The organism is Mycobacterium sp. (assembly GCF_965230835.1).
Lineage (GTDB): Bacteria > Actinomycetota > Actinomycetes > Mycobacteriales > Mycobacteriaceae > Mycobacterium.
This window is the reverse complement of the sequence record NZ_CBDDLW010000002.1, coordinates 3091852-3114526: the sequence shown is the minus strand read 5'-3', so window position 1 is coordinate 3114526 and position 22675 is coordinate 3091852. Positions and strand designations below refer to the sequence as shown.

The 22675-nt window shown below is 64.0% G+C and carries 23 protein-coding genes and 1 pseudogene; 10 read left to right on the top strand and 14 right to left on the bottom strand.

The genetic code is table 11. From position 1 onward, the window contains the following. Positions 1-55 precede the first annotated feature (55 nt). From ACO07W_RS14815 to ACO07W_RS14805, 3 genes and pseudogenes are all read right to left on the bottom strand, one after another. Positions 56-310 (bottom strand): annotated as a pseudogene (locus tag ACO07W_RS14815) (serine hydrolase); the annotation flags it as partial. A gap of 75 nt (positions 311-385) precedes the next feature. Beyond that, entirely contained in the window at positions 386-1504 is a 1119-nt protein-coding gene (locus ACO07W_RS14810) for an MBL fold metallo-hydrolase (protein WP_421844293.1), read from the bottom strand. Between the two features lie 6 nt (positions 1505-1510). Then, on the bottom strand, positions 1511-2242 hold the full coding sequence (locus ACO07W_RS14805) for an enoyl-CoA hydratase (RefSeq protein ID WP_421844291.1): 732 nt from the start codon (positions 2240-2242) through the stop codon (positions 1511-1513). A 26-nt stretch (positions 2243-2268) separates the two neighbouring features. Here ACO07W_RS14805 and ACO07W_RS14800 point away from each other — a divergent pair, with 26 nt between their 5' ends. Together ACO07W_RS14800 and ACO07W_RS14795 are read left to right on the top strand one after the other, a co-directional pair. Next, positions 2269-3762, top strand: coding sequence for a carboxyl transferase domain-containing protein (locus tag ACO07W_RS14800; protein ID WP_421844289.1), 1494 nt, complete (start codon positions 2269-2271; stop codon positions 3760-3762). Positions 3763-3858: 96 nt separating this feature from the next. Then, complete coding sequence (locus ACO07W_RS14795; protein ID WP_421844287.1) at positions 3859-4707, top strand: hypothetical protein; 849 nt, start codon at positions 3859-3861, stop codon at positions 4705-4707. Between the two features lie 235 nt (positions 4708-4942). On the opposite strand, the gene ACO07W_RS14790 is transcribed toward ACO07W_RS14795, so the two are convergent. Then, entirely contained in the window at positions 4943-5623 is a 681-nt protein-coding gene (locus ACO07W_RS14790; RefSeq protein ID WP_421844285.1) for a hypothetical protein, read from the bottom strand. Positions 5624-5930: 307 nt separating this feature from the next. Here ACO07W_RS14790 and ACO07W_RS14785 point away from each other — a divergent pair, with 307 nt between their 5' ends. The 3 genes from ACO07W_RS14785 (at position 5931) to ACO07W_RS14775 (ending at position 8628) form a co-directional block, all read left to right on the top strand. Next, positions 5931-6371 (top strand): MarR family winged helix-turn-helix transcriptional regulator, encoded by a 441-nt coding sequence (locus ACO07W_RS14785; RefSeq protein ID WP_421844283.1) that lies wholly within the window; start codon positions 5931-5933, stop codon positions 6369-6371. Between the two features lie 171 nt (positions 6372-6542). Next, positions 6543-7253, top strand: a complete 711-nt coding sequence (prrA, locus tag ACO07W_RS14780) for a two-component system response regulator PrrA (RefSeq protein ID WP_421844281.1) — start codon at positions 6543-6545, stop codon at positions 7251-7253. 34 nt (positions 7254-7287) lie between these two features. Beyond that, positions 7288-8628 carry a HAMP domain-containing sensor histidine kinase gene (locus tag ACO07W_RS14775; RefSeq protein WP_421846015.1) on the top strand — a complete coding sequence of 447 codons (1341 nt, stop codon included), beginning with the start codon at positions 7288-7290 and terminating at the stop codon, positions 8626-8628. A 22-nt stretch (positions 8629-8650) separates the two neighbouring features. Here the strand turns inward: ACO07W_RS14775 and ACO07W_RS14770 are convergent, their stop codons facing one another. The 3 genes from ACO07W_RS14770 to ACO07W_RS14760 are packed head-to-tail and all read right to left on the bottom strand — an operon-like array spanning position 8651 to position 10356. After that, positions 8651-9145 (bottom strand): hypothetical protein, encoded by a 495-nt coding sequence (locus tag ACO07W_RS14770; protein WP_421846014.1) that lies wholly within the window; start codon positions 9143-9145, stop codon positions 8651-8653. A 47-nt stretch (positions 9146-9192) separates the two neighbouring features. Continuing rightward, positions 9193-9345 (bottom strand): hypothetical protein, encoded by a 153-nt coding sequence (locus ACO07W_RS14765; RefSeq protein WP_421844279.1) that lies wholly within the window; start codon positions 9343-9345, stop codon positions 9193-9195. A 12-nt stretch (positions 9346-9357) separates the two neighbouring features. Further along, positions 9358-10356 (bottom strand): OmpA family protein, encoded by a 999-nt coding sequence (locus tag ACO07W_RS14760; protein WP_421846013.1) that lies wholly within the window; start codon positions 10354-10356, stop codon positions 9358-9360. Between the two features lie 175 nt (positions 10357-10531). On the opposite strand from ACO07W_RS14760, the gene ACO07W_RS14755 reads away from it, so the two are divergent. Then, positions 10532-12139, top strand: a complete 1608-nt coding sequence (locus ACO07W_RS14755; protein ID WP_421844277.1) for a phytoene desaturase family protein — start codon at positions 10532-10534, stop codon at positions 12137-12139. 17 nt (positions 12140-12156) lie between these two features. On the opposite strand, the gene ACO07W_RS14750 is transcribed toward ACO07W_RS14755, so the two are convergent. After that, complete coding sequence (locus tag ACO07W_RS14750) at positions 12157-13452, bottom strand: citrate synthase (RefSeq protein ID WP_421844275.1); 1296 nt, start codon at positions 13450-13452, stop codon at positions 12157-12159. A gap of 218 nt (positions 13453-13670) precedes the next feature. Next, complete coding sequence (gene pdxH, locus ACO07W_RS14745; RefSeq protein WP_421846012.1) at positions 13671-14297, bottom strand: pyridoxamine 5'-phosphate oxidase; 627 nt, start codon at positions 14295-14297, stop codon at positions 13671-13673. Positions 14298-14400: 103 nt separating this feature from the next. Between pdxH and ACO07W_RS14740 the strand changes: the two genes are divergently transcribed. Beyond that, positions 14401-15522 (top strand): citrate synthase 2, encoded by a 1122-nt coding sequence (locus ACO07W_RS14740; protein WP_421844273.1) that lies wholly within the window; start codon positions 14401-14403, stop codon positions 15520-15522. Between the two features lie 51 nt (positions 15523-15573). On the opposite strand, the gene ACO07W_RS14735 is transcribed toward ACO07W_RS14740, so the two are convergent. Both ACO07W_RS14735 and ACO07W_RS14730 read right to left on the bottom strand, forming a co-directional pair. Beyond that, complete coding sequence (locus ACO07W_RS14735) at positions 15574-17265, bottom strand: FAD-dependent oxidoreductase (protein ID WP_421844271.1); 1692 nt, start codon at positions 17263-17265, stop codon at positions 15574-15576. Between the two features lie 22 nt (positions 17266-17287). Beyond that, positions 17288-18310, bottom strand: coding sequence for an AurF N-oxygenase family protein (locus ACO07W_RS14730; protein ID WP_421846011.1), 1023 nt, complete (start codon positions 18308-18310; stop codon positions 17288-17290). 249 nt (positions 18311-18559) lie between these two features. Here ACO07W_RS14730 and serC point away from each other — a divergent pair, with 249 nt between their 5' ends. Next, positions 18560-19684: a phosphoserine transaminase gene (gene serC, locus ACO07W_RS14725; RefSeq protein WP_421844269.1), complete on the top strand. Its 1125-nt coding sequence runs from the start codon at positions 18560-18562 to the stop codon at positions 19682-19684. 170 nt (positions 19685-19854) lie between these two features. Next, on the top strand, positions 19855-20703 hold the full coding sequence (sepH, locus tag ACO07W_RS14720) for a septation protein SepH (RefSeq protein ID WP_421844267.1): 849 nt from the start codon (positions 19855-19857) through the stop codon (positions 20701-20703). On the opposite strand, the gene ACO07W_RS14715 is transcribed toward sepH, so the two are convergent. The 3 genes from ACO07W_RS14715 to ACO07W_RS14705 are packed head-to-tail and all read right to left on the bottom strand — an operon-like array spanning position 20700 to position 22287. After that, positions 20700-20981 carry a DUF2537 domain-containing protein gene (locus ACO07W_RS14715; protein WP_421846009.1) on the bottom strand — a complete coding sequence of 94 codons (282 nt, stop codon included), beginning with the start codon at positions 20979-20981 and terminating at the stop codon, positions 20700-20702. The two genes, sepH and ACO07W_RS14715, sit on opposite strands and share 4 nt — an antisense overlap. Before the next feature lie 11 nt (positions 20982-20992). Further along, positions 20993-21859 (bottom strand): TrmH family RNA methyltransferase, encoded by an 867-nt coding sequence (locus ACO07W_RS14710; protein WP_421844265.1) that lies wholly within the window; start codon positions 21857-21859, stop codon positions 20993-20995. Further along, a complete protein-coding gene (locus tag ACO07W_RS14705; RefSeq protein ID WP_421844263.1) occupies positions 21856-22287 on the bottom strand; it encodes a MarR family transcriptional regulator in 432 nt (143 codons plus the stop codon). Before ACO07W_RS14705 ends, ACO07W_RS14710 begins: the two co-directional genes overlap by 4 nt. Positions 22288-22387: 100 nt before the next feature. On the opposite strand from ACO07W_RS14705, the gene ACO07W_RS14700 reads away from it, so the two are divergent. Beyond that, entirely contained in the window at positions 22388-22663 is a 276-nt protein-coding gene (locus ACO07W_RS14700) for a DUF2530 domain-containing protein (RefSeq protein WP_421844261.1), read from the top strand. Positions 22664-22675: the final 12 nt, after the last annotated feature.

The following is a 22675-nucleotide window of genomic DNA, read 5'->3' as shown; positions in this document are numbered from 1 at the left end:
CATGACCACCAGGAACATGCGCCCAGCGTTTTTACACCAGTCCTAAGACGCCACCGACCGTCTTGCCGCCATGGACAATGGCCACGGCCACGCCGGGGATGCCGGAGGCCCTCATCAGCTCGTTGACCAAGCCGTCGACTTTCGAGATAGCTTCGGCTACGCGGCCGTCGGGAATCTCGATACCCGACACTTCGTTGGGCGGGATATCGGACAAGCCGACATCCGGATTGGCCGCCCGCTGCGCAGGTCCACATCCGGCAAGCGCCAGCAGTACCACCACGACCGCGACCGTTGCCGCACGTTTGGTCATGGCCGCTCACTTTAGCCGGCACCAGCGGCAAGTGGACCGGATCTGGCTGGAGAAAGAACGCGGGCCGCTAGCCGATCAAAGGCGCCACCACGGGTTGAATATCGCCGGTGCGGCCGGATCAACACGCGCACCGGGGGTGGGCACTGCCACCTGCACATGAGCAGGTTCAGCCGCGGCGAGCAACCGCTCCACCGGCTCGGCCCACGGGTGTGGCGCCAGCCGGAAAGTGCCCCAGTGGATAGGGACCAGCAGTCCCGATCCCGAGTCAGTGACATCCAGGTGCCCCCGGACCGCTTCCTCCGGGTTCATGTGAATATCCGGCCACGCCGTGTTGTAGGCGCCGATGGGCATGAGCGTCAGGTCGAACGGGCCGTGGTCCGCACCGATCTTGGCGAAGCTCTTCGTGTAGCCGGTGTCGCCCCCGAAGTAGGCTCGGTGACTCGGACCGACGAACGCCCACGACGCCCACAGTGTGGCGTTTCGGCTCAGAAAACGCCCCGAAAAGTGCCGTGCCGGCATACAGATCACAGTGAGTTCTTCGACCTGAGCACTCTGATCCCAGTCGAGTTCGACAATTCGATGCTCTGGGATACCCCACGCCCGAAGGTGCGCACCAACTCCTAGCGGCACGAAGAACGGGGCCCGCTGTGTGCGGGCCAACGCGAGAACGGTGTCGATATCGAGATGGTCGTAGTGGTCATGGCTGATCACCACCGCATCGACAGCGGGCAGCCTGTCCAGATGCATCGGCGGCGGATGTAGCCGCTGCGGGCCGACAATGTCCGACGGCGAGCATCGGTCGCTCCACACCGGATCGGTGAGCACGCGGTAACCATCGATCTCCAGCAACGCTGTCGAATGGCCGAACCAACTGACTGCGAGCCGGCTGGCGTCACCCCCGGTGATTTCCGGCGCGGCCAGCGGGATCGGCGCCGTCGGCCGGCTTGGGCTGTGACGACCTAATAGTTCCCAAGCGATGAGCAGCAGTTGTTCGCTGTCCATGCTGAGCATCGACGCAGCGTCGAGGTTGACAAACTTGCCATCGCGGTAGTTGGCGGAATGTTCCGACACGGCCTGGATCGATGCTGGGTCGGCCCCCAGCGCGGCCGGCGCACCGTGCAGCGCGCGCAACAACCACCCGCCGGCAGCAAGCGAAGCGGTGCCGGCCGCCAGCCGTAGCGCTCGGCGCAGCATGGCGATCTAGGCTCCCTGAAACTTCGGCGGCCTCTTCTCCACCCGGGCCACCTGCGCCTCAATTACATCCTTGCTGCCCCAGGCTTTGTCGAAGAGTTCCTTATGAACCGGCCAGGGCTCCTCAATGGACCCGTCATCGTTGAGCACCCGCTTGGCGTGCTGTATCGCCAATGGCGCCAGGCCGGCGATCTCAGCGGCCCACTGCTGGGCATCAGCCAGGCTCCCGATCCGATTGGCCATTCCAGCGTGCAGGGCCATCTCCGCAGTCAGCTTCTCCGCAGTCAGCAGCATGGCCCGAGCCCGTCCATGACCGATCAGCGATGACAACCGGCGGATACTCCAGTTATCCAGGGCAAGACCGTACTTCGACGTCGGAAACTGAAAAAACGCTTCCGGCGCGACAACCCGCAGGTCACACTGCATAGCCAGCTGCAAGCCCGCGCCGATCGCGGGCCCGTTGATCGCGCCGATCACGGGCATCGGAACCGCATCCATGACCCGGTGCAGTTCAACGAGCCGATCAGGATAGTCTGCCGCGAACGCGTCTCCGCTGAGGTCCGCGCCGGCGCAGAACGCGGTGCCCTGGCCGGTCAACACGATTACTCGGGTCGAGCCGGCGTCGGCATTCTGCATAGCCTCCCGCAGTTCCTCGACGAGCTGGGAGTTCAAGGCGTTGCGCCGTTCGGGGCACTGCAGCTCGATGATCATGACGGCTTCAGCCTGAGTGATACCGATCATGGTCCCAGCCTATATAGCCTCTTCGCGTGACTCATATCACGACTGACCAACTACGCGACGCGGTACTCGACCAAGACTCTTTCCTGAGCTGGGATGCCGCACCTTTGACAACACAGGCGTCGGACTCCTATGCCCGCGAACTGGCCACCGCCCGAGCCGCCACTGGCCTCGACGAATCGGTGCGGACCGGCGAGGGTCGCGTATTCGGTCGCCGCGTCGCAGTGCTGGCTTGCGAGTTCGATTTCCTGGGAGGCTCGATAGGCGTGGCCGCTGCAGAGCGGATCGTCGCGGCCGTCCGGCGGGCCACCGACGAGCGACTGCCGCTGCTGGCGTCGCCAAGCTCCGGCGGCACCCGCATGCAAGAGGGTACGGTCGCGTTTCTGCAAATGGTGAAGATCGCCGCGGCCGTCACACTCCACAAACAGGCGCACCTGCCCTACCTGGTGTATTTGCGCAATCCGACCACCGGCGGGGTTTTCGCATCTTGGGGTTCGCTGGGCCACGTCACCGTCGCCCAGCCCGGCGCTTTAATCGGATTCCTGGGCCCTCGGGTGTACGAGCTGCTCTACGACGAACCTTTCCCAACCGGTATCCAAACTGCCGAGAATCTGCAGCGACACGGGGTTATCGATGGAGTGGTCGCCATCGGGGAACTACGGCATGCGCTGGATCGGGCCTTGACGGTGATCACCGACAGCGCGGCCCCGTTACCAGCGCCGTTGCCGCGCGAACCAATACCGGACGTATTGGCATGGGACTCCGTGCTGGCGTCGCGCCGGCCCGACCGGCCGGACGTGGGGCAGCTACTGCGGCACGGCACCACCGACAGGGTGCTGTTGTCGGGTACCGGTCACGAAGAGGCTGCCACGACGCTGTTGGCCTTGGCCCGATTCGCCGGCCAGCCCGCGGTGGTTCTAGGCCAGAAGAGGGCGCCGGGCGGCGCCGGGACCACTGTGGGGCCGGCTGCACTGCGCGCGGCCAGGCGCGGGATGGCGCTGGCCGCACAGCTGCGCCTACCGCTGGTGCTGGTGATCGACACCGCCGGACCCGCGCTGTCGGCGCAGGCCGAGCAGGGCGGGCTGGCCGGTCAGATTGCCCAGTGCCTGGCCGAGCTCGTCACGTTGGATACTCCGACCGTGTCGGTGCTGCTGGGCCAGGGCAGCGGCGGTCCTGCGCTGGCGATGGCACCGGCCGACCGGGTACTGGCCGCACTACACGGATGGCTGGCGCCGCTGCCACCGGAGGGAGCAAGCGCAATTGTGTTCCGAGACACCACGCATTCCGCCGAACTCGCGGCGGACCAGGGTATCCGGTCCGCAGACCTGCTGAGTTCCGGAATTGTCGACGTCATCGTGCCCGAGCATCCCGACGCCGCTGACGAGCCGATTGAATTCTGCCAACGCCTATCCCACGCAATAGCCACCGCGGTGCATGGGCTGCGCGAGATGCCTGCTGCCGAACGCGCCTCCGCCCGCCTTCGGCGCTACCGGAGCATCGGACTGCCCGCGGCCGACGGCTAGCCCCGCGACACATAACTGGCTGAGAAGACACGCCAGGACGGGGCGCAGCAGTTTCGTTCTCGACGAAGTGTCAGTCCAACATGGCAGCTTTCGTACATGGACGACGTTTTTGTGGGGAGCGAAGCGTTGCGGCGAGGCGACGTGAGCCCGTATCGGCTGCGAACCCGCTTCCGTGCAATCTATCCCGATGTCTACCTGACCAATTGGGCCGTACCCACGCTACGAACACGTTCAGCAGCGGCGTGGCTCTGGTCTGGTCGACGCGGCATCCTGGCCGGGTTTGCCGCAGCAGCGCTACACGGCTCGGATTGGATCGACGACGACGCCCCTGTCGAGTTGATTTGGCGAAACTCGCATCCCCCGGCCGGCGTGATTACCCGCAACCAACACATAGCGGACGGCGAGATCGCTCACGTGGCGAGCCTTCCTGTAACAACACCTGAACGAACGGCGTTCGACCTGGCACGGCACCTACCCGCTGGGGAAGCGGTGGCGCGACTCGATGCCCTGGCCCGGGCTAAACCGTTCGCCAGCAAGGATGTGCTGGCACTTGCGAAGCAGCATTCGGGCGCCCGCGGTCTACGGCGGCTTAGGGCGGTACTCCCGCGGGTGGATCCCGGTGCGGCGTCTCCGAAGGAGACCTGGCTGCGACTACACCTGATCGACGCGGGACTGCCAGCCCCGGAAACACAGATACCGGTCGTTGCTCGGTATCAAACCGTGGCCCTGCTGGATATGGGCTGGGAGCGGTTCAGAGTCGCCGCCGAATACGACGGTGATCAACACCGCAGCAGCCGGCGACAGTATGTGCGCGACGTGCGCCGGCTCGAAGGTTTGGACAACTGCGGCTGGATTGTCGTCAGGGTCGTTGCTGAAGATCACCCCGACGACGTGGTGCGCCGGGTTCGGAACGCTCTGCGCCGCCGCGGATACCGCGACACCTAACTGGCTGCGAAGACACGCCGAGCCGGGTCGCGGTGGTTTAGATTTCGACGATCGGTTGCAGCCCCGCCCCGCTCCTCCCGAGGGCCACCCTTAGATGAAATAGGGCTGCCGCGAGGCGGGTCCGACTCAACCGCGCAGACCGATAGCTTGCTCGGGACTCCGGCTGCGATCGTGTTGAGCGGAAACGCCACCGCGGTCGCCCGACCGCACGCACCACGTCGACGGCTGGTTTGCCCTAGCTTTCGGCCAGCGCAGCGTGCAGCGATTTTTGAGCGGCAGTGACTGCTTCAAGGACCTTGGCGCTAGCGTCGGCGAGTTTTTGCTTCTGCTCGTCGGTGCCTGTCCATACGATCGTTCGGGCCAGTCCCGCGATGTGGAACAGCTCTTTGCGGATCTTGAAGCCGTCGCTGAACTGGGCAGCGCGCGCCAGGAAGGCCCGCGCAGTCTCGCTGCTGATACCCCGCCAGGCCAATAAATTCTCGCCGAGTTCGGTCAGGGTAGCCACACCGTCATCGACGGTCACTATGCCGCGCCCGGCTAGCACTCCAATCGCCAGTTCTGCCATCTCCTGAGGGGGAGTTAGGGCGCCGTCTGTCTTGTCAGAAACTCGCTGAACTACCTGGCTGGCATCGGCCGGTCCATCGAGCAACATCGCGGCTGTACCGATAGCTGCCCGCTTGAGCGGCATGCCCGACCCAGGGCCGAAGCCGTGCCCGAAACCGGCGCCGCCGAAACCCGGACTTCCAAGACCCGGGCCCCAGCCCTGATGAACACCGAATCCGCCGCCGAACTCATGCCCCAAACCGGGAGGGCCCCCGAAACCAGGTCCGCCAAACCCAGGTCCGCCCGATCCCGGTCCACCAAAGAATTTGCCACCAAACACAATTGCGCTCCTTCTCGCTATGACGCCTGGCATCCGCCAGTCGCCAAAATTGCTATCAACATCGTTGATACAGCAGCATGCAAGACCTGTCAACAAAGTTGATAGAAGGCCACGATAAGTGCGCCATATCCGTTGGCGAGAAAACAATTACCGCTAAGAGAGAGGGATTGATCTGCCAGTCGCGACCGCGATTGCCCAGGATCACGTCGGTCGACCGTCGCGTCGGCGGCGCAGCCGGCAACGCCAGCTCAGGTCGTCGCAACTGAGGATTACATCGGGCACCGGATCGGGCTCTGCTTAACTCCGAGCCGGCCAAACGTTACGTGACAGCATGGGGGGCATGACCGAATCCGACGACAAGCCGTTGGGCTTCCTGCTATACAGCGTCGCGTCACGACTCAAACCCGAAGTTGGCGCCGAACTGCAACCGCTCGGTCTGAGCTTGCCGCAGGTCGCCTGCATGCGCATGCTCGCCGAAACTCCCGGGCTGACCAGCGCTGAACTTGCCCGCGGCAAGAACGTCTCGGCCCAGGCGATGAACCGGGTGCTACTTTCGCTGCAAGCTCTCGGCGCCGTGACCCGCCCGGCAACGACGCCACCGAACCAGCGGATGCCGGCACAACTCACCAAACACGGCAAAACCCTGCTCAAGGCGGCGACCGCCGCCGCACACAAGGCCGACCAACGCATTCTGGCCCACCTACCCCCCTCCGACCAGCACGAACTCAGGCGACTGCTCTTTGCGGCGGCAAACCCCGCTAACAACGAAAGCGCCACCTAGCGCGAGGCTGGGAACGTAATTCAGCAACACGGTCAGCCATCGAGAGCATTCGCTGAGTCCGTTACTCACTGATGCGCGGGCCAATAAACCACCCCCGCTCTCGTGCCGACGCCCGCTCCCCCACGACCCGACAGGGCACCTTCCGACGATAGCGAGCAACAATCGGGCAAAATGGGAGAAATGGACACTGGTGTGACCGCACCTCGGGTCTTGGTCGTCGACGACGATTCCGATGTGCTTGCTTCGCTGGAACGCGGATTGCGGCTATCCGGATTCGAGGTAGCGACTGCGGTGGACGGCGCCGAAGCCTTACGCAGCGCCACCGAATCCCGGCCAGACGCCATCGTGCTCGACATCAACATGCCCGTTCTGGACGGCGTCAGCGTCGTGACCGCCCTACGCGCGATGGACAACGATGTCCCAGTCTGCGTACTCAGCGCACGCAGCTCTGTCGACGACCGAGTAGCCGGCCTGGAAGCCGGTGCTGACGACTATCTAGTCAAACCCTTCGTGCTGGCCGAACTGGTCGCACGAGTGCGGGCGCTGCTGCGCCGCCGCGGCGCAGCAGCTACGTCCTCGTCGGAAACCATCACCGTAGGACCGCTGGAAGTAGACATTCCGGGTCGGCGAGCACGGGTCAACGGTCTCGACGTCGACTTGACAAAACGAGAGTTCGACCTGCTCGCAGTGTTGGCAGAGCACAAGACAGCCGTGCTGTCCCGCGCCCAACTGTTAGAACTGGTATGGGGCTACGATTTTGCCGCCGACACGAATGTCGTCGACGTATTCATCGGATACCTGCGGCGCAAGCTGGAGGCCAGCGGCGGCCCCAGGCTGCTGCACACCGTCCGGGGAGTCGGGTTCGTACTACGGATGCAGTAAGGCCCAGCTGCTACCAATGAAACTCACGAAGCTTATGAATATTCTCTCGCGGATCTTCGCCCGTACCCCATCGCTGCGAACCCGGGTGGTAGTCGCGACGGCTATCGGCGCGGCGATTCCGGTTCTTATCGTGGGCACCATCGTCTGGGTCGGAATCACCCAAGATCGCAAGGAACGGCTGGACAGACGGCTGGACGAGGCCGCCGGCTTCGCGATCCCGTTCGTGCCGCGCGGCCTCGACGAGATCCCACGCTCGCCGAACGCCCGCGACACCGTCATCACAATCCGACGCGGCGATCAGGTCAAATCAAACTCCGACATCACGCTGCCGAAGTTGCGGGAGGACTACGCCGACACCGAAGTCGACGGGGTGCGATACCGAGTGCGTACGGTGGAGATCCCCGCGCCGCAACCCACATCGGTAGCTGTCGGGGCGACCTACGACGACACCATCGCTCAAACCAACAACTACCACCGCCAGGTAATCCTGATCTGCACTTTAGCCGTCGGCGCTGCCGCGGTTTTCGCGTGGCTGCTGGCCGCGTTCGCGGTGCGCCCGTTCAAACAGCTTGCCAAGCAGACCCGGTCGATCAACGCAGGCGACGAGGCACCGCGGGTCGAAGTGCACGGCGCCACCGAAGCCATTGAAATCGCCGAGGCGATGAGAGGCATGCTCCAACGCATCTGGAATGAGCAGACCCGAACCCAGGCGGCACTGGCCTCAGCTCGGGACTTCGCGGCGGTTTCCTCGCATGAGCTGCGTACTCCGCTGACCGCGATGCGCACCAATCTTGAGGTGTTATCCACCTTGGATCTGCCCGACGACCAGCGCAAAGAAGTGATCAACGACGTGATCCGCACTCAGTCCCGGATTGAGGCAACCCTGAGCGCACTGGAGCGGTTGGCGCAGGGCGAACTATCCACATCCGACGATCACGTGACCGTAGACATCACTGATCTACTCGACCGTGCCGCGCACGACGCGACTCGCGTCTACCCCCATGTCGATGTTTCGCTGGTGCCGTCGCCGACATGCATCATCGTCGGCATGCCGGCTGGGCTGCGTCTGGCCGTCGACAATGCGATTGCCAACGCGATCAAACACGGCGGCGCCACCCGGGTTCAACTGTCCGCTGTCAGCTCACGGGCTGGCGTGGATATTGCCGTTGACGACAACGGCGCCGGGGTTCCCGAACCGGAGCGCGAAGTGGTGTTCGAACGCTTCGCGCGCGGGTCAACGGCCTCGCAATCTGGCTCCGGTCTGGGGCTGGCGTTGGTGGCCCAGCAGGCCGAATTGCACCGCGGGACCGCGTCGTTGGAAGATAGCCATCTCGGCGGCGCGAGGCTGCTATTGCACCTGCCCGGCCCGAGCTAGCCAAGCGACGGACACAGCACCTTCACTTCCTTCTGGTGCTCTTGCGCCACGGGCTGAAAAAAGCCCGCGCAGCGGACGCCTCATCCTCGAACCAGACTTGGGCGACAGTCGGGTCGTAGCTCGAATCCTCGGGAGTGTAGTAGAGCCTGGTATCCGAGCGCCCCTTCACCAGCCATCCCGCCGGCCCGCTGCCATCAGCTCCGGCGCGGGCGGAACCCGGTCCGTACGGCGCAAACGGCACCTTGGGAAGTTGCGCCGTGAGTGGCTCCGCCGGATGCGGCAGATGCTCCTCCGGAGACTCCTTCACCTCGGTGATCTGTTTGGCCACAGGCTCTTTCGTAACGACTTTCTTCTTCCCGACCGGCTTTTTCGCAGCTGGAGTCTTCTTCGCAGCGGCGGTTTTCTTCACCGGGGACCGTTTGGGTTTCGCCTCCGCTCGGACCGCGCCGCGCGCCGGCGCACCCACCGGCAGCTGATATTTCACGGGGCGGACCGCCAGCGCAAACGTCAGAACCATGCCGAGCCCAAACGCGACACCAACCAACCACCAGTGCACCTGATCTGTCACTGCGCCGCCCCCGCCCCGTCCGGCTGGGGCGCATCCACCGTGTCTTGTTCGTGCCTACGCCTGATCGACACCGTGGCGATCACCCAGGCAACCGCTGAACCCGCGACGAAGGCAACCACGTAGCACAACCACTGGATCACGAAATCCATGCCGGGTTCTCCTTAGCTGACCGCGATTTCGGCGCGGCGATTCTTGACGCGACCCTCGGGTGTGTCATTGCTGGCGATCGGATTTGCCGAACCGAGACCAGCGCTGGAAACGCGATCACCGGCAACACCTTGGGCGACGAGAAAGTCCGCGACGGTGGCAGCCCGTTGAGCACTGAACGGAATATTGATGCCCTCGCTGTCACTGTTGTCTGTATAGCCGTTGATTGTCACACGCGCATCCGGACACTCCTTGAGCTTGTTCGCTACCCGAGTCAGAGTCTGTTTGGCCGCCGGCGTCAGCCTCAGGCCGCCGTCCCCGAAAGAAATCTGCCCGCCTGTTACGGCATTGATAGCGGCTTGCAAGTCGACACACGGCCCAACACGCTCACCGCCGGGCGGCGCCGAACCCGGAGCTCCGGCAACCACAATGTTGTTCTCGATATTCAATTCCAACCAGGTGTTCGCGGCCGCGCGCTCAACCGCGTTCCTTTGCTCGGGCGATACGGCGGTTCCCGTCAGTATGACAGTGTCCGTCTCGACGTTGAGATTGAAATCGGGAATGGAGCGGCTGGCATTGAAAACTACTTCCGCTCCTGAAAAATCAAGCGAATTGACAAGCGGATCGATTTTGGTCTGGTCAATAACATTGAGGCCCGGAGTCCGCAAGCCCGCGAGCGCCTTCATTAGCGCCGCTTTAGCACCAGCGTCAGGAAATTCGCCGATAAGAGTCACGTTGTTGCCACTACGGCTAATTGAAAGCAGCGCGAACGACGGACCTAGGTGGTGCGATGCCCCACTACCAGTTGTAAGCGTCGGCAAAGCTCCGGTCGGCCCAGTAACAGGCTGGGGCTGGGGACGGTCGAATGCACCATAACCGATTGCGGCCAGCAGCAACGGAATAACCACAAGGCCAATAAGCCAGGGAATACCTGGTGAGCCACGCTGGAATTTCGAAGTTGCCTGCGCAGCGGCGGGCGCCGGCGATTTATCTAAACCGGTTTTTGAACCCACCGTAACTCCTCCTCCCTGGATCGTCGGAGAATGCTTTTTCGCGTTCCAGGCGATATGCAGCCTACCGAGTCGGCGGCGGCGCAACGGCTCAAGTCGGGCACACTGGTGCAATGGGTTGCGAGAATGTGTCGCGGGCGACACCGACCAGCACACACCCGACACAGCTGCAGGGACCATGCAGAGTTACGACGTAGTCGTCGTCGGCGGCGGCCACAATGGTCTGGTAGCGGCCGCGTATCTGGCCCGGGCTGGCCTCCGGGTACGGTTGCTTGAGCGCCTGGAACACATCGGCGGCGCCGCCGTGTCCGTGCAGGCCTTCGATGGTGTCGAGGTCCGGGTGTCCCGCTATTCGTACCTGGTCAGCTTGCTGCCGTCGCGCATCATTAGTGACCTGGGCATTTCGGTGCCGCTGTCCCGGCGGAAGTTCGCATCGTATACCCCGGATCCGGCAACCGCCGGCAGCTCCGGCCTACTCCTCGGGCCGTACGGCGGACGTGTTCATGACCAGCTGGCAGCGGTCGGCGCTGCCAGCGACGCGCACGGGTTCGCCAACTTCTACCGACACTGCCGGCTTGTGACCGAACGAGTGTGGCCAACGCTGCTCGAACCACTCCGTACCCGCGAACAGGCCCGCCGAGATGTCGTCGAAGGCAACGCTCCCGAGGCAGCGGCCGCGTGGCAAGCCATGGTCGATGAGCCAATCGGCCGGGCTATCGCCGCCGCAGTGGCCAACGACCTGGTGCGGGGTGTGATCGCCACCGACGCGCTGATCGGCACGTTCGCTCGCATGGATGACCAATCGCTGCTGCAGAACATCTGTTTCCTGTATCACGTGCTCGGCGGTGGCACCGGCGACTGGAACGTACCGGTCGGCGGAATGGGCTCGGTGACGTCGTCCCTGGGCGCGGCAGCTGCGCGTCATGGCGCCGAAATAACCACCGGTGCCGATGTTTTCGCAATCGAACCGAGCGGTGAGGTGAGCTACCGAAACAGAGCCGCCGAGCACCGCATCCGTGGCCGGTTCGTGTTGTCTGCTGTCGCGCCAGCGGTGCTGGGCGAACTACTCGGCGACGCAGGGGCATCGCCCGTTTGCGACAAAGTACCGCCGACGGCCCCCGGCGCGCAGGTCAAGGTGAATATGGTGCTGCGACGGCTGCCTCGGCTGCGGGACAGCACCGTCACACCCGAGCAGGCGTTCACCGGAACCTTCCATGCCAACCAGACATGGACGCAACTGGATTCCGCGTATACGCAGGCGGTCGGCGGAGAACTCCCCGCTCCGCTGCCGTGCGAAGCGTACTGCCATTCGCTGACCGACCCAACCATCTTGTCAGCCGATTTGCACGACATGGGCGCTCAGACATTGACGGTGTTCGGGCTGCACACGCCCCACTCGGTCTTCGGCTCCGCGAAGTTCGAGGCAGATCCCAACGTCCTGCGCGACCGGCAGACCGAGTCGGTGTTGAGCTCGCTGAACTCCGTCTTAGCCGAGCCGATTCAGGACCTGCTGATGACCGATGCGCACGGCCAGCCGTGTATTGAAACCACAACCACATCGGACCTGCAGCGCGCGCTGAAGATGCCCGAAGGCAACATCTTCCACGGCGCACTGTCCTGGCCGTTCGCTGATGACGACGACCCGCTCGATACGCCGGCGCGACGGTGGGGAGTGGCCACCAACCTCGACCAGATCATGCTATGCGGTTCCGGCGCCCGTCGTGGTGGCGCGGTGTCAGGTATCGGCGGTCATAATGCCGCGATGGCCGTGTTGTCCTCGCTGTGAAAGCAGCGTAACGCTGACTAGCGTCCGTCCATGGCAACGTAGTTGCGTTCGGTGTAGCCGGTGTAGATCTGGCGTGGACGGCCGATCTTACTGTCACCCTCATCGTGCATCTCACGCCAGTGCGCGATCCAGCCCGGCAACCGGCCTAGCGCGAACAGCACGGTGAACATCCGAGTTGGGAACCCTAGGGCCCGGTAGATCAGGCCGGTGTAGAAGTCAACGTTCGGGTAGAGCTTGCGCTCGATGAAGTAGTCGTCGGTCAATGCCGCTTCTTCGAGCCCTTTGGCGATGCCCAATAAGTCGTCGTCACCGCCGAGCTTGGCCAAGATCTTGTCAGCCTGCTCCTTGACGATCCGCGCTCGGGGATCGTAGTTCTTGTAGACGCGGTGGCCAAAGCCCATCAATTTCACACCGGCTTCGCGGTTCTTCACCTTGCGGACGAATTCACCGACATCGTCGCCGCTCTCGCGGATGTTCTCGAGCATCTCAAGCACCGCTTGGTTAGCACCACCGTGCAACGGGCCCCACAGTGCGTTGATACCGCCGGAGATCGAGGTGAACAGGTTGGCTCGCGACGAGCCCACCAAGCGCACCGTCGACGTCGAACAGTTCTGCTCATGGTCAGCATGCAGAATGAACAGCATGTCCAGAGCCCGCACCACCTCTGGATCGGGCTGGTAAGGCTCGGCCGGGAAACCGAAGGTCATCCGCAGGAAGTTCTCGACCAACGTCAGGGAGTTGTCCGGGTAGAGGAACGGCTGGCCAACCGACTTCTTGTATGCATAGGCAGCGATCGTGGGCAGCTTGGCCAGGAGGCGGATCGTGGAAAGCTCGACCTGGCCGTTGTCCATCGGATCCAGCGCATCCTGATAGTACGCCGACAGTGCGTTGACAACGCTGGACAACACCGGCATGGGATGCGCGTTGCGCGGGAAGCCGTCGAAGAACCGTTTGAGGTCCTCGTGCAGCATCGTGTGCCGCTGAATCCGGTGGGTGAATTCGGCCAGTTGCTCGGTGTTCGGCAGCTCGCCGTAAATCAACAGGTAGCTGACCTCAATGAACGTGGACTTCTCCGCGAGCTGCTCAATCGGGTAACCGCGATAACGCAGGATGCCGGCGTCACCGTCGATGTAGGTGATGGCGCTCTTGGTAGGCGCAGTATTGCCAAAGCCGACATCGAAGGTGGTGTAACCGGTTTTGGCCAGCAGCGGGCCCAGGTTAATGCCGTCATTTCCTTCGGTGGCGTGGATCACCTGAAGGTCGGTCTCGCCCCCGGGATACCGAAGGCTAGCGGTGTCGTCGGTGTCGGCCACGAGAACCCCTTTGCGCTCTGGCTGATATGGCTGCCCGCACTAGGTGCGTATAGGTGAAGGTAGTCGTTATCGCGACGGCGCGCCTGCCCGGGGTCAGGTCCACCGATCCGGCAGCCATCGGCCAGGTAGGCCCTCGCCTGTGTTTCTATACGCCGCCTCCTGGCGCGACGCAGGTGACGAACGCCGGCGCGGCAATCGCGGCGATCAGCAAGGCACACTCACGGCTGGAGGCGTTCTATTCGAGAGCCGATAACCCGAATCCGGTTATGCACCCGATTTTCTCGTCCCTGCCAGAATTCCACCACATCAGGCGCGATGAGATACCCGCCCCAGTCCGGCGGCACCGGAACGGGTTCTGAGTCGGCAAAGCGCGCGGTCACCGCTGCAAGCTGTTCAAGCAACGCCAGCCGCGACGCGATGGGGCGAGACTGGTCCGACGCCCATGCACCCAACTGCGAACCGCGCGGCCGCATGGACCAGTAGTCCTGTGTGACCTCGCGCTCAACCCGACTGACCGGGCCACGGATGTGCACCTGCCGTCCGAGTCCGTACCAGGGGAATGTCGCCGACGCGTAGGGAGTCGCCGCCAGCTCCTCGCCCTTAGCCGAAGCATAGTTGGTAAAAAATGTGATCCCGGTTTCATCCGCGCTCTTACACAAGACCGATCGGCTCACCGGCCTGCCCGCCGCGACGGTGGCCAGCACCATCGCGTTGGGCTCGGCGATGCCAGCGCGCTCGGCGTCGCCGAGCCACCTGCGGAACAGCGCAAGCCAACCGTCAGCGAGCCAGTCTGTGTCCAGGTCCGAGCTGCCGTCCTTTTCGCCAGAGCCGTACTCCACCCGCATTCCGGCCAGCTGCGGATCCTCTGGTCCTTCCACAGCACCAACGCTACCGGGGGTGTTAGCAGCCGATAGCGGCAGTCCGGACTCGGGGTGCGAGAATTTTCCTATGACGGCGGTCCCAGAGAATTTTATCCCCGGCCTCAACGGCGTGGTGGCCTTCACCACCGAGATTGCCGAGCCGGATAAAGACGGCGGCGCGCTGCGCTACCGCGGCGTCGACATCGAAGATCTGGTGAGTCAGCGGGTCACGTTCGGTGACACCTGGGCGTTGCTGGTCGACGGCGCATTCGGTAGCGGCCTGCCCCCGGCCGAGCCGTTCCCACTACCGATTCACACCGGCGATGTACGGGTCGACGTGCAAGCGGGACTAGCAATGCTCGCCCCAATCTGGGGGTACGCGCCCTTACTCGACGTTGATGACGCAACCGCGCGCCAACAATTAGCCCGGTCATCGGTAATGGCGCTGTCTTACGTCGCGCAGTCGGCGCGTGGTATCTATCAGCCGGCGGTACCCCAACGGGTAATCGATGAATGCTCAACCGTTACAGCGCGTTTCATGACGCGCTGGCAGGGCGAGCCGGATCCGAGGCATATCGAGGCAATTGACGCCTACTGGGTGACCGCCGCCGAGCACGGCATGAACGCATCGACGTTCACCGCACGCGTGATTGCCTCGACCGGTGCCGATGTTGCCGCGTCGCTGTCGGGGGCAATCGGGGCGATGAGCGGGCCGCTGCACGGCGGCGCGCCTGCCCGGGTCCTTCCGATGCTCGAAGAGGTGGAGCACACCGGCGACGCCCGCGGCCTGGTTCGGGGCATTCTGGATCACGGCGAAAAGCTCATGGGCTTCGGGCACCGCGTCTACCAGGCGGAAGACCCCAGGGCACGGGTGCTGCGGGCGACCGCCGAGCGGCTGAGCGCACCACGCTACGAGGTTGCCGTCGCGCTGGAACAGGCCGCCTTGGCGGAGCTACGAGAGCGCCGACCCGACCGGGCAATCGAGACCAATGTCGAGTTCTGGGCCGCGGTCATTCTGGATTTCGCCGGGGTGCCGGCAGGCATGATGCCTGCGATGTTCACCTGTGGGCGCACCGCGGGGTGGTGCGCCCACATTCTCGAGCAAAAGCGGCTCGGGAAATTGGTCCGCCCGTCAGCCATCTACGTGGGACCGGGGCCGCGTAGCGTGGAATCGGTCGAGGGCTGGGACCGGGTTCTCACTACCGCCTAGCAACCCGGCCGATGCCTGCCACCGACCGGGCAGTGAGAATGTCGCGATCAGCTAGGGCAGGTCACGCAGCCGCGCCAGCAGCCGATGCCGCAGTGGTACCGCATTCCCCGCGGCAGCCACGGCAAGCATGTCTGCGACGTGGGTGAACTTGCTGCGCGGTCGACCGCAACGGCTGCCGCGAGCGATCTCGGCGGCGTCGATGGCGCGCCATCCCGCAGCGTCGACAGCGTCGGGCTGGCGAGCGTGCACCAGCTTGGCCAGTTCCGTCGATTTGGCTGCCGGGTCGGCCAGCTTGCCAGCGTTGAAGTCGTCCACCACGGCCTGAACGGTCTGCAGCGAGCAGGATTTGTTGGTACCGATGAACCCGGTCGGCCCACGCTTGATCCAGCCCGCGACGTAAACGCCGGGTACCGTCGCGTCAGTGGTGGGGTCCACGACGCGGCCGCCGTCATTGGGGACCACAGCCTTGGCATCGTCAAACGGCAAATCGCGAATCAGTTTGCCGCGGTACCCGATCGACGTCAGCACCACGCCCGCGTCAAGCCGACGTACCTCGTCGGTGCCGGTGCTGACGAACTCGACGCCGCCGGCCCGCTGCTGACCGAGGACGCGCCGCGGCGTGAGTTGGTAGGCCAACCGAACTCGAGGACGCGTCGCCGGGCCGGAGCCGTCGCCCAATGTCGCCAAAATCCTCAGCTTGTTCACGGTCAGTGGGTCCGAAACGGTTGCCAGATCATCGAGCACCCGCTGGTGGTCGACTGTGTCGAGCACAACATCGGATGCGGCCGTGAGCCCGATCAGCTCGGGCAGGGTGAACGCCGAGTGAGCGGGTCCGCGACGGGCGGCAACAACCACCTCGCGGATCGCTGAAAGGCGCAGCGCCTGCAGCGCATCGTCGGAGATGTCGGTGTGGACGAGGTCGTTCGGGTCGGCGCTGAGCACGCGCGCCACGTCCAGGGCGACATTGCCGTTGCCGATGATCACGGCTCGTTCGTTGCTGAGATCAACTGGCGGATAAGCGAAATCGGGATGACCGTTGATCCATGCCACCAACTCGGTAGCGGTGCCAGTACCGGGGAGACCCATCCCGTCGATCTGCAGCCGACGGTCATCGGGCGCACCGACTGCGTACAGCACAGCGTGATGGTGGGCCATCAGCTCGGCATGACTCAGATGCCTGCCTATCTCGACGTTGAGATAGAACCGGAAGCGGCGATTGTCGGCCACCCGGTCGAACAGATCGGTGATCCTTTTGGTATTCGGGTGATCTGGAGCAACCCCGGCACGCACCAGCCCGTAGGGCGTGGGCAGCTTCTCGAACACCCTGACCTGGACGCCGCGCTGGGTCAGCAGTTCATCTGCGGCGTACATCGCCGCAGGCCCAGATCCGACGATCGCGACGGTCAACGGCTGGTGGCTCGCACGCACAGCGGTCGCTGGAATCACCGGTGCCAGCTTCGACGTCGGTGGCAACGTCGCGTGAGCGGGCTGGTCCGGATAAAACGATGCGTTGATCTCAACAAAAGGTAGTTGTTTGGGCTCGAGCCGAGCGTTTGGCGCGATGGCCCCAACAGGGCAGGCTCCCACACACGCGCCGCAGTCCACGCAGGCCGCCGGGTCGATATAGAGCATTTCCGAGGTCGCGAAGCCGGGTTCGTCCGGTGTCGGATGGATGCAATTCACCGGGCACGCGAAGACGCAGGACCCATCGTTGCAGCACGACTGAGTGATGACGTGCGGCATGTGGGCTACAAATCGCGTCGTATTACGCGGCCGGCGCCGCGGACAGTTGTTCGCGTTGTGGCTCGCTGCGGTAGCGGGAAGGCTTGCCATCGATCTTGCAGATCCGCCACGTGACCCTGGCGACCGGATTCATCAGACCGGTGTCGTAGGCCAGCATTCGGACGTCGGCGAACATGTCGCGCAACCCTTTTCGCGAGTCCGGCGACCGGAAGAACAACTCTCTTCTTATCGCACGCGGAATATCGAACTCGTTCCAGAAAGGCCTGGGAGGTACGAGGATCGCTTGGCACAGCAACCGCATCGTCAGCGGGAGATACAGCGAGATCCACAACCGCTGCAACCGGGTCAGGTGCGGTATCCGCTTGCGTAGGTACTCATGAGCGAAGGAGATGTGGCGCGCTTCCTCGGCCACGTGAATGGCCATCACCCGTTCCATGATCGGATGCAGCGACTTGCCTTCGCGCAGAACATTTTTTTGGGTGTGATCAATGGGCTCTTCGCCGGCGAGCACACCGATGAAAAACTCGACCGGCAGCGGGCCAGCCATCAGCGGCACAAACGGCGAGAGCCAACGCAGCAGCCGCGGCATCCCCGGTACATCAGCGCCGATACGATTGATCATCTCCTGGAACATCATGGTGTGGTTGCACTCTTCAACGGATTCGTGCAGGCAGTACCGGTATTCTGGTGACCCGTTCGGAACCCAGAACGTGTAGTTCATCAGGCCGCGGATGAGAACTGACTCGAAATGCAGCCCAACCTTGGCCACGTTGGCCTGGCGCCACATCCCGATTTTGATCTTGCGTTCTTCCGACTGCGCCAGGTACCAGGGATGGCGACCCAATGGGTCGGCCGCCGGCAAGATCCACCGGGGATCGTTGTCGGTGACGGCGAACTCCGGCGAATCCCAATCGATATCGACATACGGGTTGAAGTTTCGCCGCACAGACCCCTCGGACAGCGTGGCGAGCATATTCACGTACTCGGTGTCCTCCGACACCTCCATATTGCGACGCCACCGCCGAACCATGCGCGTCCCAGCCATTGGAGCCATGAGCAGACCTCCTAATGAGGTTTACATTCAGACGTGTTTTGCACACGGTACCGCTGGTACCGGTAATTATCCATAGCCGCGCGGCACTGTGATCCAGCCCGAATAACCAGTCAACATGTGTGCTCAATCACAGCCGTTGTCTCGACTCGGCAGCTTAGCCTGGGGTTATACGTCAGCGACGCGTTCGACCCAGCCAGGCCGTACAGTCGCTGGCTAGGATTGCTCACTACCCTGATGGCCATGGCTGACCAGCTCACGACCTCTCTTCAGATTCCCGCCGACCTCAAGCCCCGCGACGGGCGCTTCGGGTCCGGCCCGTCCAAGGTCCGGCCCGAGCAACTGCAAGCGCTGACCACCACGGCGTCGACGTTGTTCGGCACATCGCACCGCCAGGCGCCGGTCAAGAATCTGGTGGGCCGCGTACGTTCGGGGCTGGCCGACCTCTTCTCTGTGCCGGACGGTTATCAGGTCATTCTCGGCAACGGCGGCGCGACAGCGTTCTGGGACGCCGCGGCCTTCGGACTCATCGACAAGCGCTCGCTGCACCTGACCTACGGTGAGTTCAGCGCGAAGTTCGCCTCCGCCGTCAGCAAGAACCCGTTTGTCGACGATCCGATCATCATCACATCGGATCCAGGCAGCGCCCCGGAGCCGCAGACCGACCCGTCGGTCGATGTAGTCGCCTGGGCACACAATGAGACATCGACCGGAGTGGCCGTCCCGATCCGTCGCCCCGCGGGCCCTGCCCTGGTGGCCATCGACGCCACCTCCGGCGCCGGCGGCCTGCCGGTCGACATCGCCGAGACCGACGCCTACTATTTCGCGCCGCAGAAGAACTTCGCCAGCGACGGCGGGCTGTGGCTGGCCATCATGAGCCCAGCAGCGCTGGCCCGAGTCGAGGCCATCGCAGGGTCGGGTCGCTGGGTTCCCGACTTCCTGTCGCTACCGATCGCGGTTGAGAACAGCCTCAAAAACCAGACATACAACACCCCAGCGATCGCCACATTGGCGCTGCTAGCCGAACAGATCGACTGGCTGTTGGGTAACGGCGGCCTGGACTGGGCGGTCAAACGCACCGCCGACTCGTCGCAGCGGTTGTACTCATGGGCCGAGGAACGGCCTTACACCACGCCATTTGTCTCCGACCCGGCGTTGCGTTCTCAGGTGGTCGGCACGATCGATTTCGCCGATGACGTCGACGCCGCGGCCGTGGCCGCCGCCCTGCGGGCCAACGGCATCGTCGACACCGAGCCGTATCGCAAACTTGGCCGCAACCAGCTCAGAGTCGCGATGTTCCCCGCAGTCGAACCCGACGACGTCAGTGCGCTTACGGAGTGCGTCGACTGGGTTGTGGAGCGCCTCTAGCTAGCAATGACCCCCCTGGGCCGTCGTCAGACCACACACTTCTAGGACGTGTCCCGCCATTTCTTCGGGCGACCCGCCAGCGTGTCAACCAGGTTCACGGCATTGATCGCACTAGAGTGCGCACGTAACAGGTCCGCTGCTGAGCAGCACGGAGCCTGCCAGGAGACGTCATGAGGGAACTCAAAGTAGTCGGCCTCGACGCCGAGGGCGCAAACATTATCTGCGAGGGAGGCACCCCACCCGAAAGATTCACTCTGCCGGCCGACGATCACCTACGTGCGGCGCTACGCGGTGGCGATGCGCTTCAGGAACTACAGGAACAATCGCCGCTCGACGACGACACCACCACGACCAGCTCGAAAGAGACGTCGCCCCAGACCTGCACCGACGTGTCAGTCCAGCAGACGCAGCTCGACATCGACGTCTCCAGCATGATCAGCCCGAAAGAAATTCAGGCCCGAATCCGCGCCGGCGCGTCGGTGGAGCAGCTCGCGAAGTCGTCGGAGACTGATATCGGGCGAATTCGCCGGTTCGCCCATCCCGTACTACTGGAACGAGAGCGCGCCGCCGAGCTGGCAACTGCCGCCCATCCAGTACTCACGGACGGCCCAGCAGAACTGACCCTGCTCGACACGGTCACTGACGCCCTAGCAACACGTGGCCTCTGCACCCAAAATCTCGCCTGGGACGCCTGGCGCAACAAGGATGGCCGATGGACGGTCCAGCTTGCCTGGAAAGTTGGCCGCTCCGATAATGTCGCGCATTTCCGCTTTACTCCCGGCGCGCACGGCGGCATAGCCACTGCTATCGACGACGCCGCCAACGAGTTGATCGACCCCGACTTCAACCGCCCCTTGCGGCCGTTGGCGCCGATTGCACACCTGGACTTCGAAGAGCCGATAAAACCGGCACCCGTCACACCACCACGCGACAAACCAGCCAGCAGCCGACGAGGCAAGCCAGCGATTCCGGCCTGGGAAGATGTGTTACTTGGGGTACGTACGAGCGGCCGAGGCTAGCCACCGCCCAACATCGCCAACGCAAGTAGAGCCAGCCACGCAACGCATACACCTACTCCGGCACCAAGTACGAACCAGCGCAGTACCGGAGTGCGCCGCCACCCCCACAAAGTGGGCGCCAGGCCTCCAGCCGCCACCAGGTTGAGTCCGACGGCCAACAACGGGTGCACCCGGATCAGTCCGAGGCCGAGCACAACAACGGCGACTCCGGTCATAACTGCAACGAAGCCCGCCACCACCAAACCTGTTATCCAGAGCCCGGACTCATCGCATTCGATGAAGTCGTCGTTCACGGGGCGAGCCTAGCTCGCTCGTAAAAGGCCAGTGCGGCCGCAGTTGCGACGTTCAGCGAGTCGGTACCCCGCGACATCGGGATGCGGACGCGCATATCGCTGATCCGCAATGCGGTCGCGCTCAATCCCGGGCCTTCAGCACCGACCAGCAACGCAACTGGTTCGTCGACCACCGCGGCCATCGCTTCCGGCAGTGAGTACGCATCGCTGCGCGGAGTCAACGCCAGCAGCCGAAAACCGTGTTGCTTCAGCATCATCAGTTCGGCGGGCCAGTCGGCTGCCCGGGCATACGGGACCAGCAGGGCGTGCCCCATAGAGACCCGCACCGCGCGACGGTAAAGCGGGTCGGCGCAGCCAGTGCCGAACAGCACCGCGTCTACGCCCAGCCCGGCCGCGTTGCGGAAGATCGCGCCCAGGTTCTCATGATCATTTACCCCTTCGAGCAACGCCAGGGTACGAGCGCCGCTGATCAGCTGTGCAGCAGCCGGCTCCGGTGCTCGGCGCGCAGCCGCCAGCACACCCCGGTTGAGGTGAAAGCCAACCACCTGGGCCATGACATCGGCGGAAACGCGGTAGTAGGGGGCAATGGCGCCCCCGGCGCCGCTGGCGCCGCTGGCGGCAACAAGATCATCCTCGAGCTCGGCCAGCCTGCGGTCGGTGCCCAGGAAGGCCAACGGGATGAAGCGGGACGCCAGCATGCGCTGCACGACCAGCACGCCCTCGGCGATGACCAGCCCCTTGCCGGTGGGTAGATCGGGCCGGCGGTCGACGCTGTTCAGATCACGGAAATCGTCGAGCCGCGGGTCGTCGGGATCGCTGACGTCCCGAACGTCGATGCGTGCAGCGAAATTCTGCGCACTCACGGGCTTTCGTCTACTAGTGCCAGGATCAGATCGGCTGCGCCGCGCAGGGTGTCACGCTTATCACTGTCCAGCGTTGCGAGCCGTTCTGCCAGCCATTCCTGGCTGGCGCGCCGGGCGGCCTTGACCAATTCGGCCCCAGAGTCGGACACCGACACCAGCACCTGGCGACCATCGACGGGGTGTGGGGTGCGATCGACGAACCCCATGTCGGCCAGGGAAGCGATCACCCGGGTCATCGACGGCGGTCGGACTCGTTCGCGAACCGCTAGCGCACCGGGCGTCATCGCGCCCTCGTTGGCCAAGGTCGTCAATGCCGACAACTGCGACAGCGACACCGGCGATGACGGGTTCCGAAACCGTAGTTGCCGCGCTAGCCGTAGAACGCCCAACGACAAGTCGCTGGCCAGTCGCGCATCACTGTCAGGCACAGCGCGAGGTTACAACGGAACTCGAGAACAGGGCACCTGAAACGGCGACAGGTGAACCGCGGTGTCACCTACTACGTAATCCGAGCTATGTTGAAGTGCGATGACTGCCGAACCTGGCCAGACCCCCGAGGCGCCGCCACTACCGGGCGCGCTGCTGGAGGTGTGGCCGTTCATCGCGGTCGGCGCGTTGGCCTGGCTGGTCGCCGCAGCGGCCGCGTTCCTGGTGCCCGAACTCGAAAGTTGGCGTCCAGTCACGGTGGCCGGGCTGGGCGTGGGGCTACTCGGCACGGGCCTGTTCGTGTGGCAACTCGCTGCCGCCCGCCGCGGTGCGCGAGGCGCGCAAGCCGGACTGGAAACCCATCTCGACCCTAAGTGAGTTTTGACGGAC

Excerpts from the sequence above, each read along its gene's own strand:
- ACO07W_RS14785 (WP_421844283.1), top strand. The coding sequence starts at position 5,931 with ATGACCGAATCCGACGACAAGCCGTTGGGCTTCCTGCTATACAGCGTC.
- ACO07W_RS14810 (WP_421844293.1), bottom strand. The coding sequence starts at position 1,504 with ATGCTGCGCCGAGCGCTACGGCTGGCGGCCGGCACCGCTTCGCTTGCT.
- ACO07W_RS14730 (WP_421846011.1), bottom strand. The coding sequence starts at position 18,310 with ATGGCTGGGACGCGCATGGTTCGGCGGTGGCGTCGCAATATGGAGGTG.
- ACO07W_RS14805 (WP_421844291.1), bottom strand. The coding sequence starts at position 2,242 with ATGATCGGTATCACTCAGGCTGAAGCCGTCATGATCATCGAGCTGCAG.
- ACO07W_RS14735 (WP_421844271.1), bottom strand. The coding sequence starts at position 17,265 with ATGCCGCACGTCATCACTCAGTCGTGCTGCAACGATGGGTCCTGCGTC.
- ACO07W_RS14775 (WP_421846015.1), top strand. The coding sequence starts at position 7,288 with ATGAATATTCTCTCGCGGATCTTCGCCCGTACCCCATCGCTGCGAACC.
- prrA (WP_421844281.1), top strand. The coding sequence starts at position 6,543 with ATGGGAGAAATGGACACTGGTGTGACCGCACCTCGGGTCTTGGTCGTC.
- ACO07W_RS14755 (WP_421844277.1), top strand. The coding sequence starts at position 10,532 with ATGCAGAGTTACGACGTAGTCGTCGTCGGCGGCGGCCACAATGGTCTG.
- ACO07W_RS14765 (WP_421844279.1), bottom strand. The coding sequence starts at position 9,345 with ATGGATTTCGTGATCCAGTGGTTGTGCTACGTGGTTGCCTTCGTCGCG.
- sepH (WP_421844267.1), top strand. The coding sequence starts at position 19,855 with ATGAGGGAACTCAAAGTAGTCGGCCTCGACGCCGAGGGCGCAAACATT.
- ACO07W_RS14770 (WP_421846014.1), bottom strand. The coding sequence starts at position 9,145 with ATGGTTCTGACGTTTGCGCTGGCGGTCCGCCCCGTGAAATATCAGCTG.
- ACO07W_RS14790 (WP_421844285.1), bottom strand. The coding sequence starts at position 5,623 with ATGCCAGGCGTCATAGCGAGAAGGAGCGCAATTGTGTTTGGTGGCAAA.
- pdxH (WP_421846012.1), bottom strand. The coding sequence starts at position 14,297 with ATGCGGGTGGAGTACGGCTCTGGCGAAAAGGACGGCAGCTCGGACCTG.
- ACO07W_RS14740 (WP_421844273.1), top strand. The coding sequence starts at position 14,401 with ATGACGGCGGTCCCAGAGAATTTTATCCCCGGCCTCAACGGCGTGGTG.
- serC (WP_421844269.1), top strand. The coding sequence starts at position 18,560 with ATGGCTGACCAGCTCACGACCTCTCTTCAGATTCCCGCCGACCTCAAG.
- ACO07W_RS14700 (WP_421844261.1), top strand. The coding sequence starts at position 22,388 with ATGACTGCCGAACCTGGCCAGACCCCCGAGGCGCCGCCACTACCGGGC.
- ACO07W_RS14795 (WP_421844287.1), top strand. The coding sequence starts at position 3,859 with ATGGACGACGTTTTTGTGGGGAGCGAAGCGTTGCGGCGAGGCGACGTG.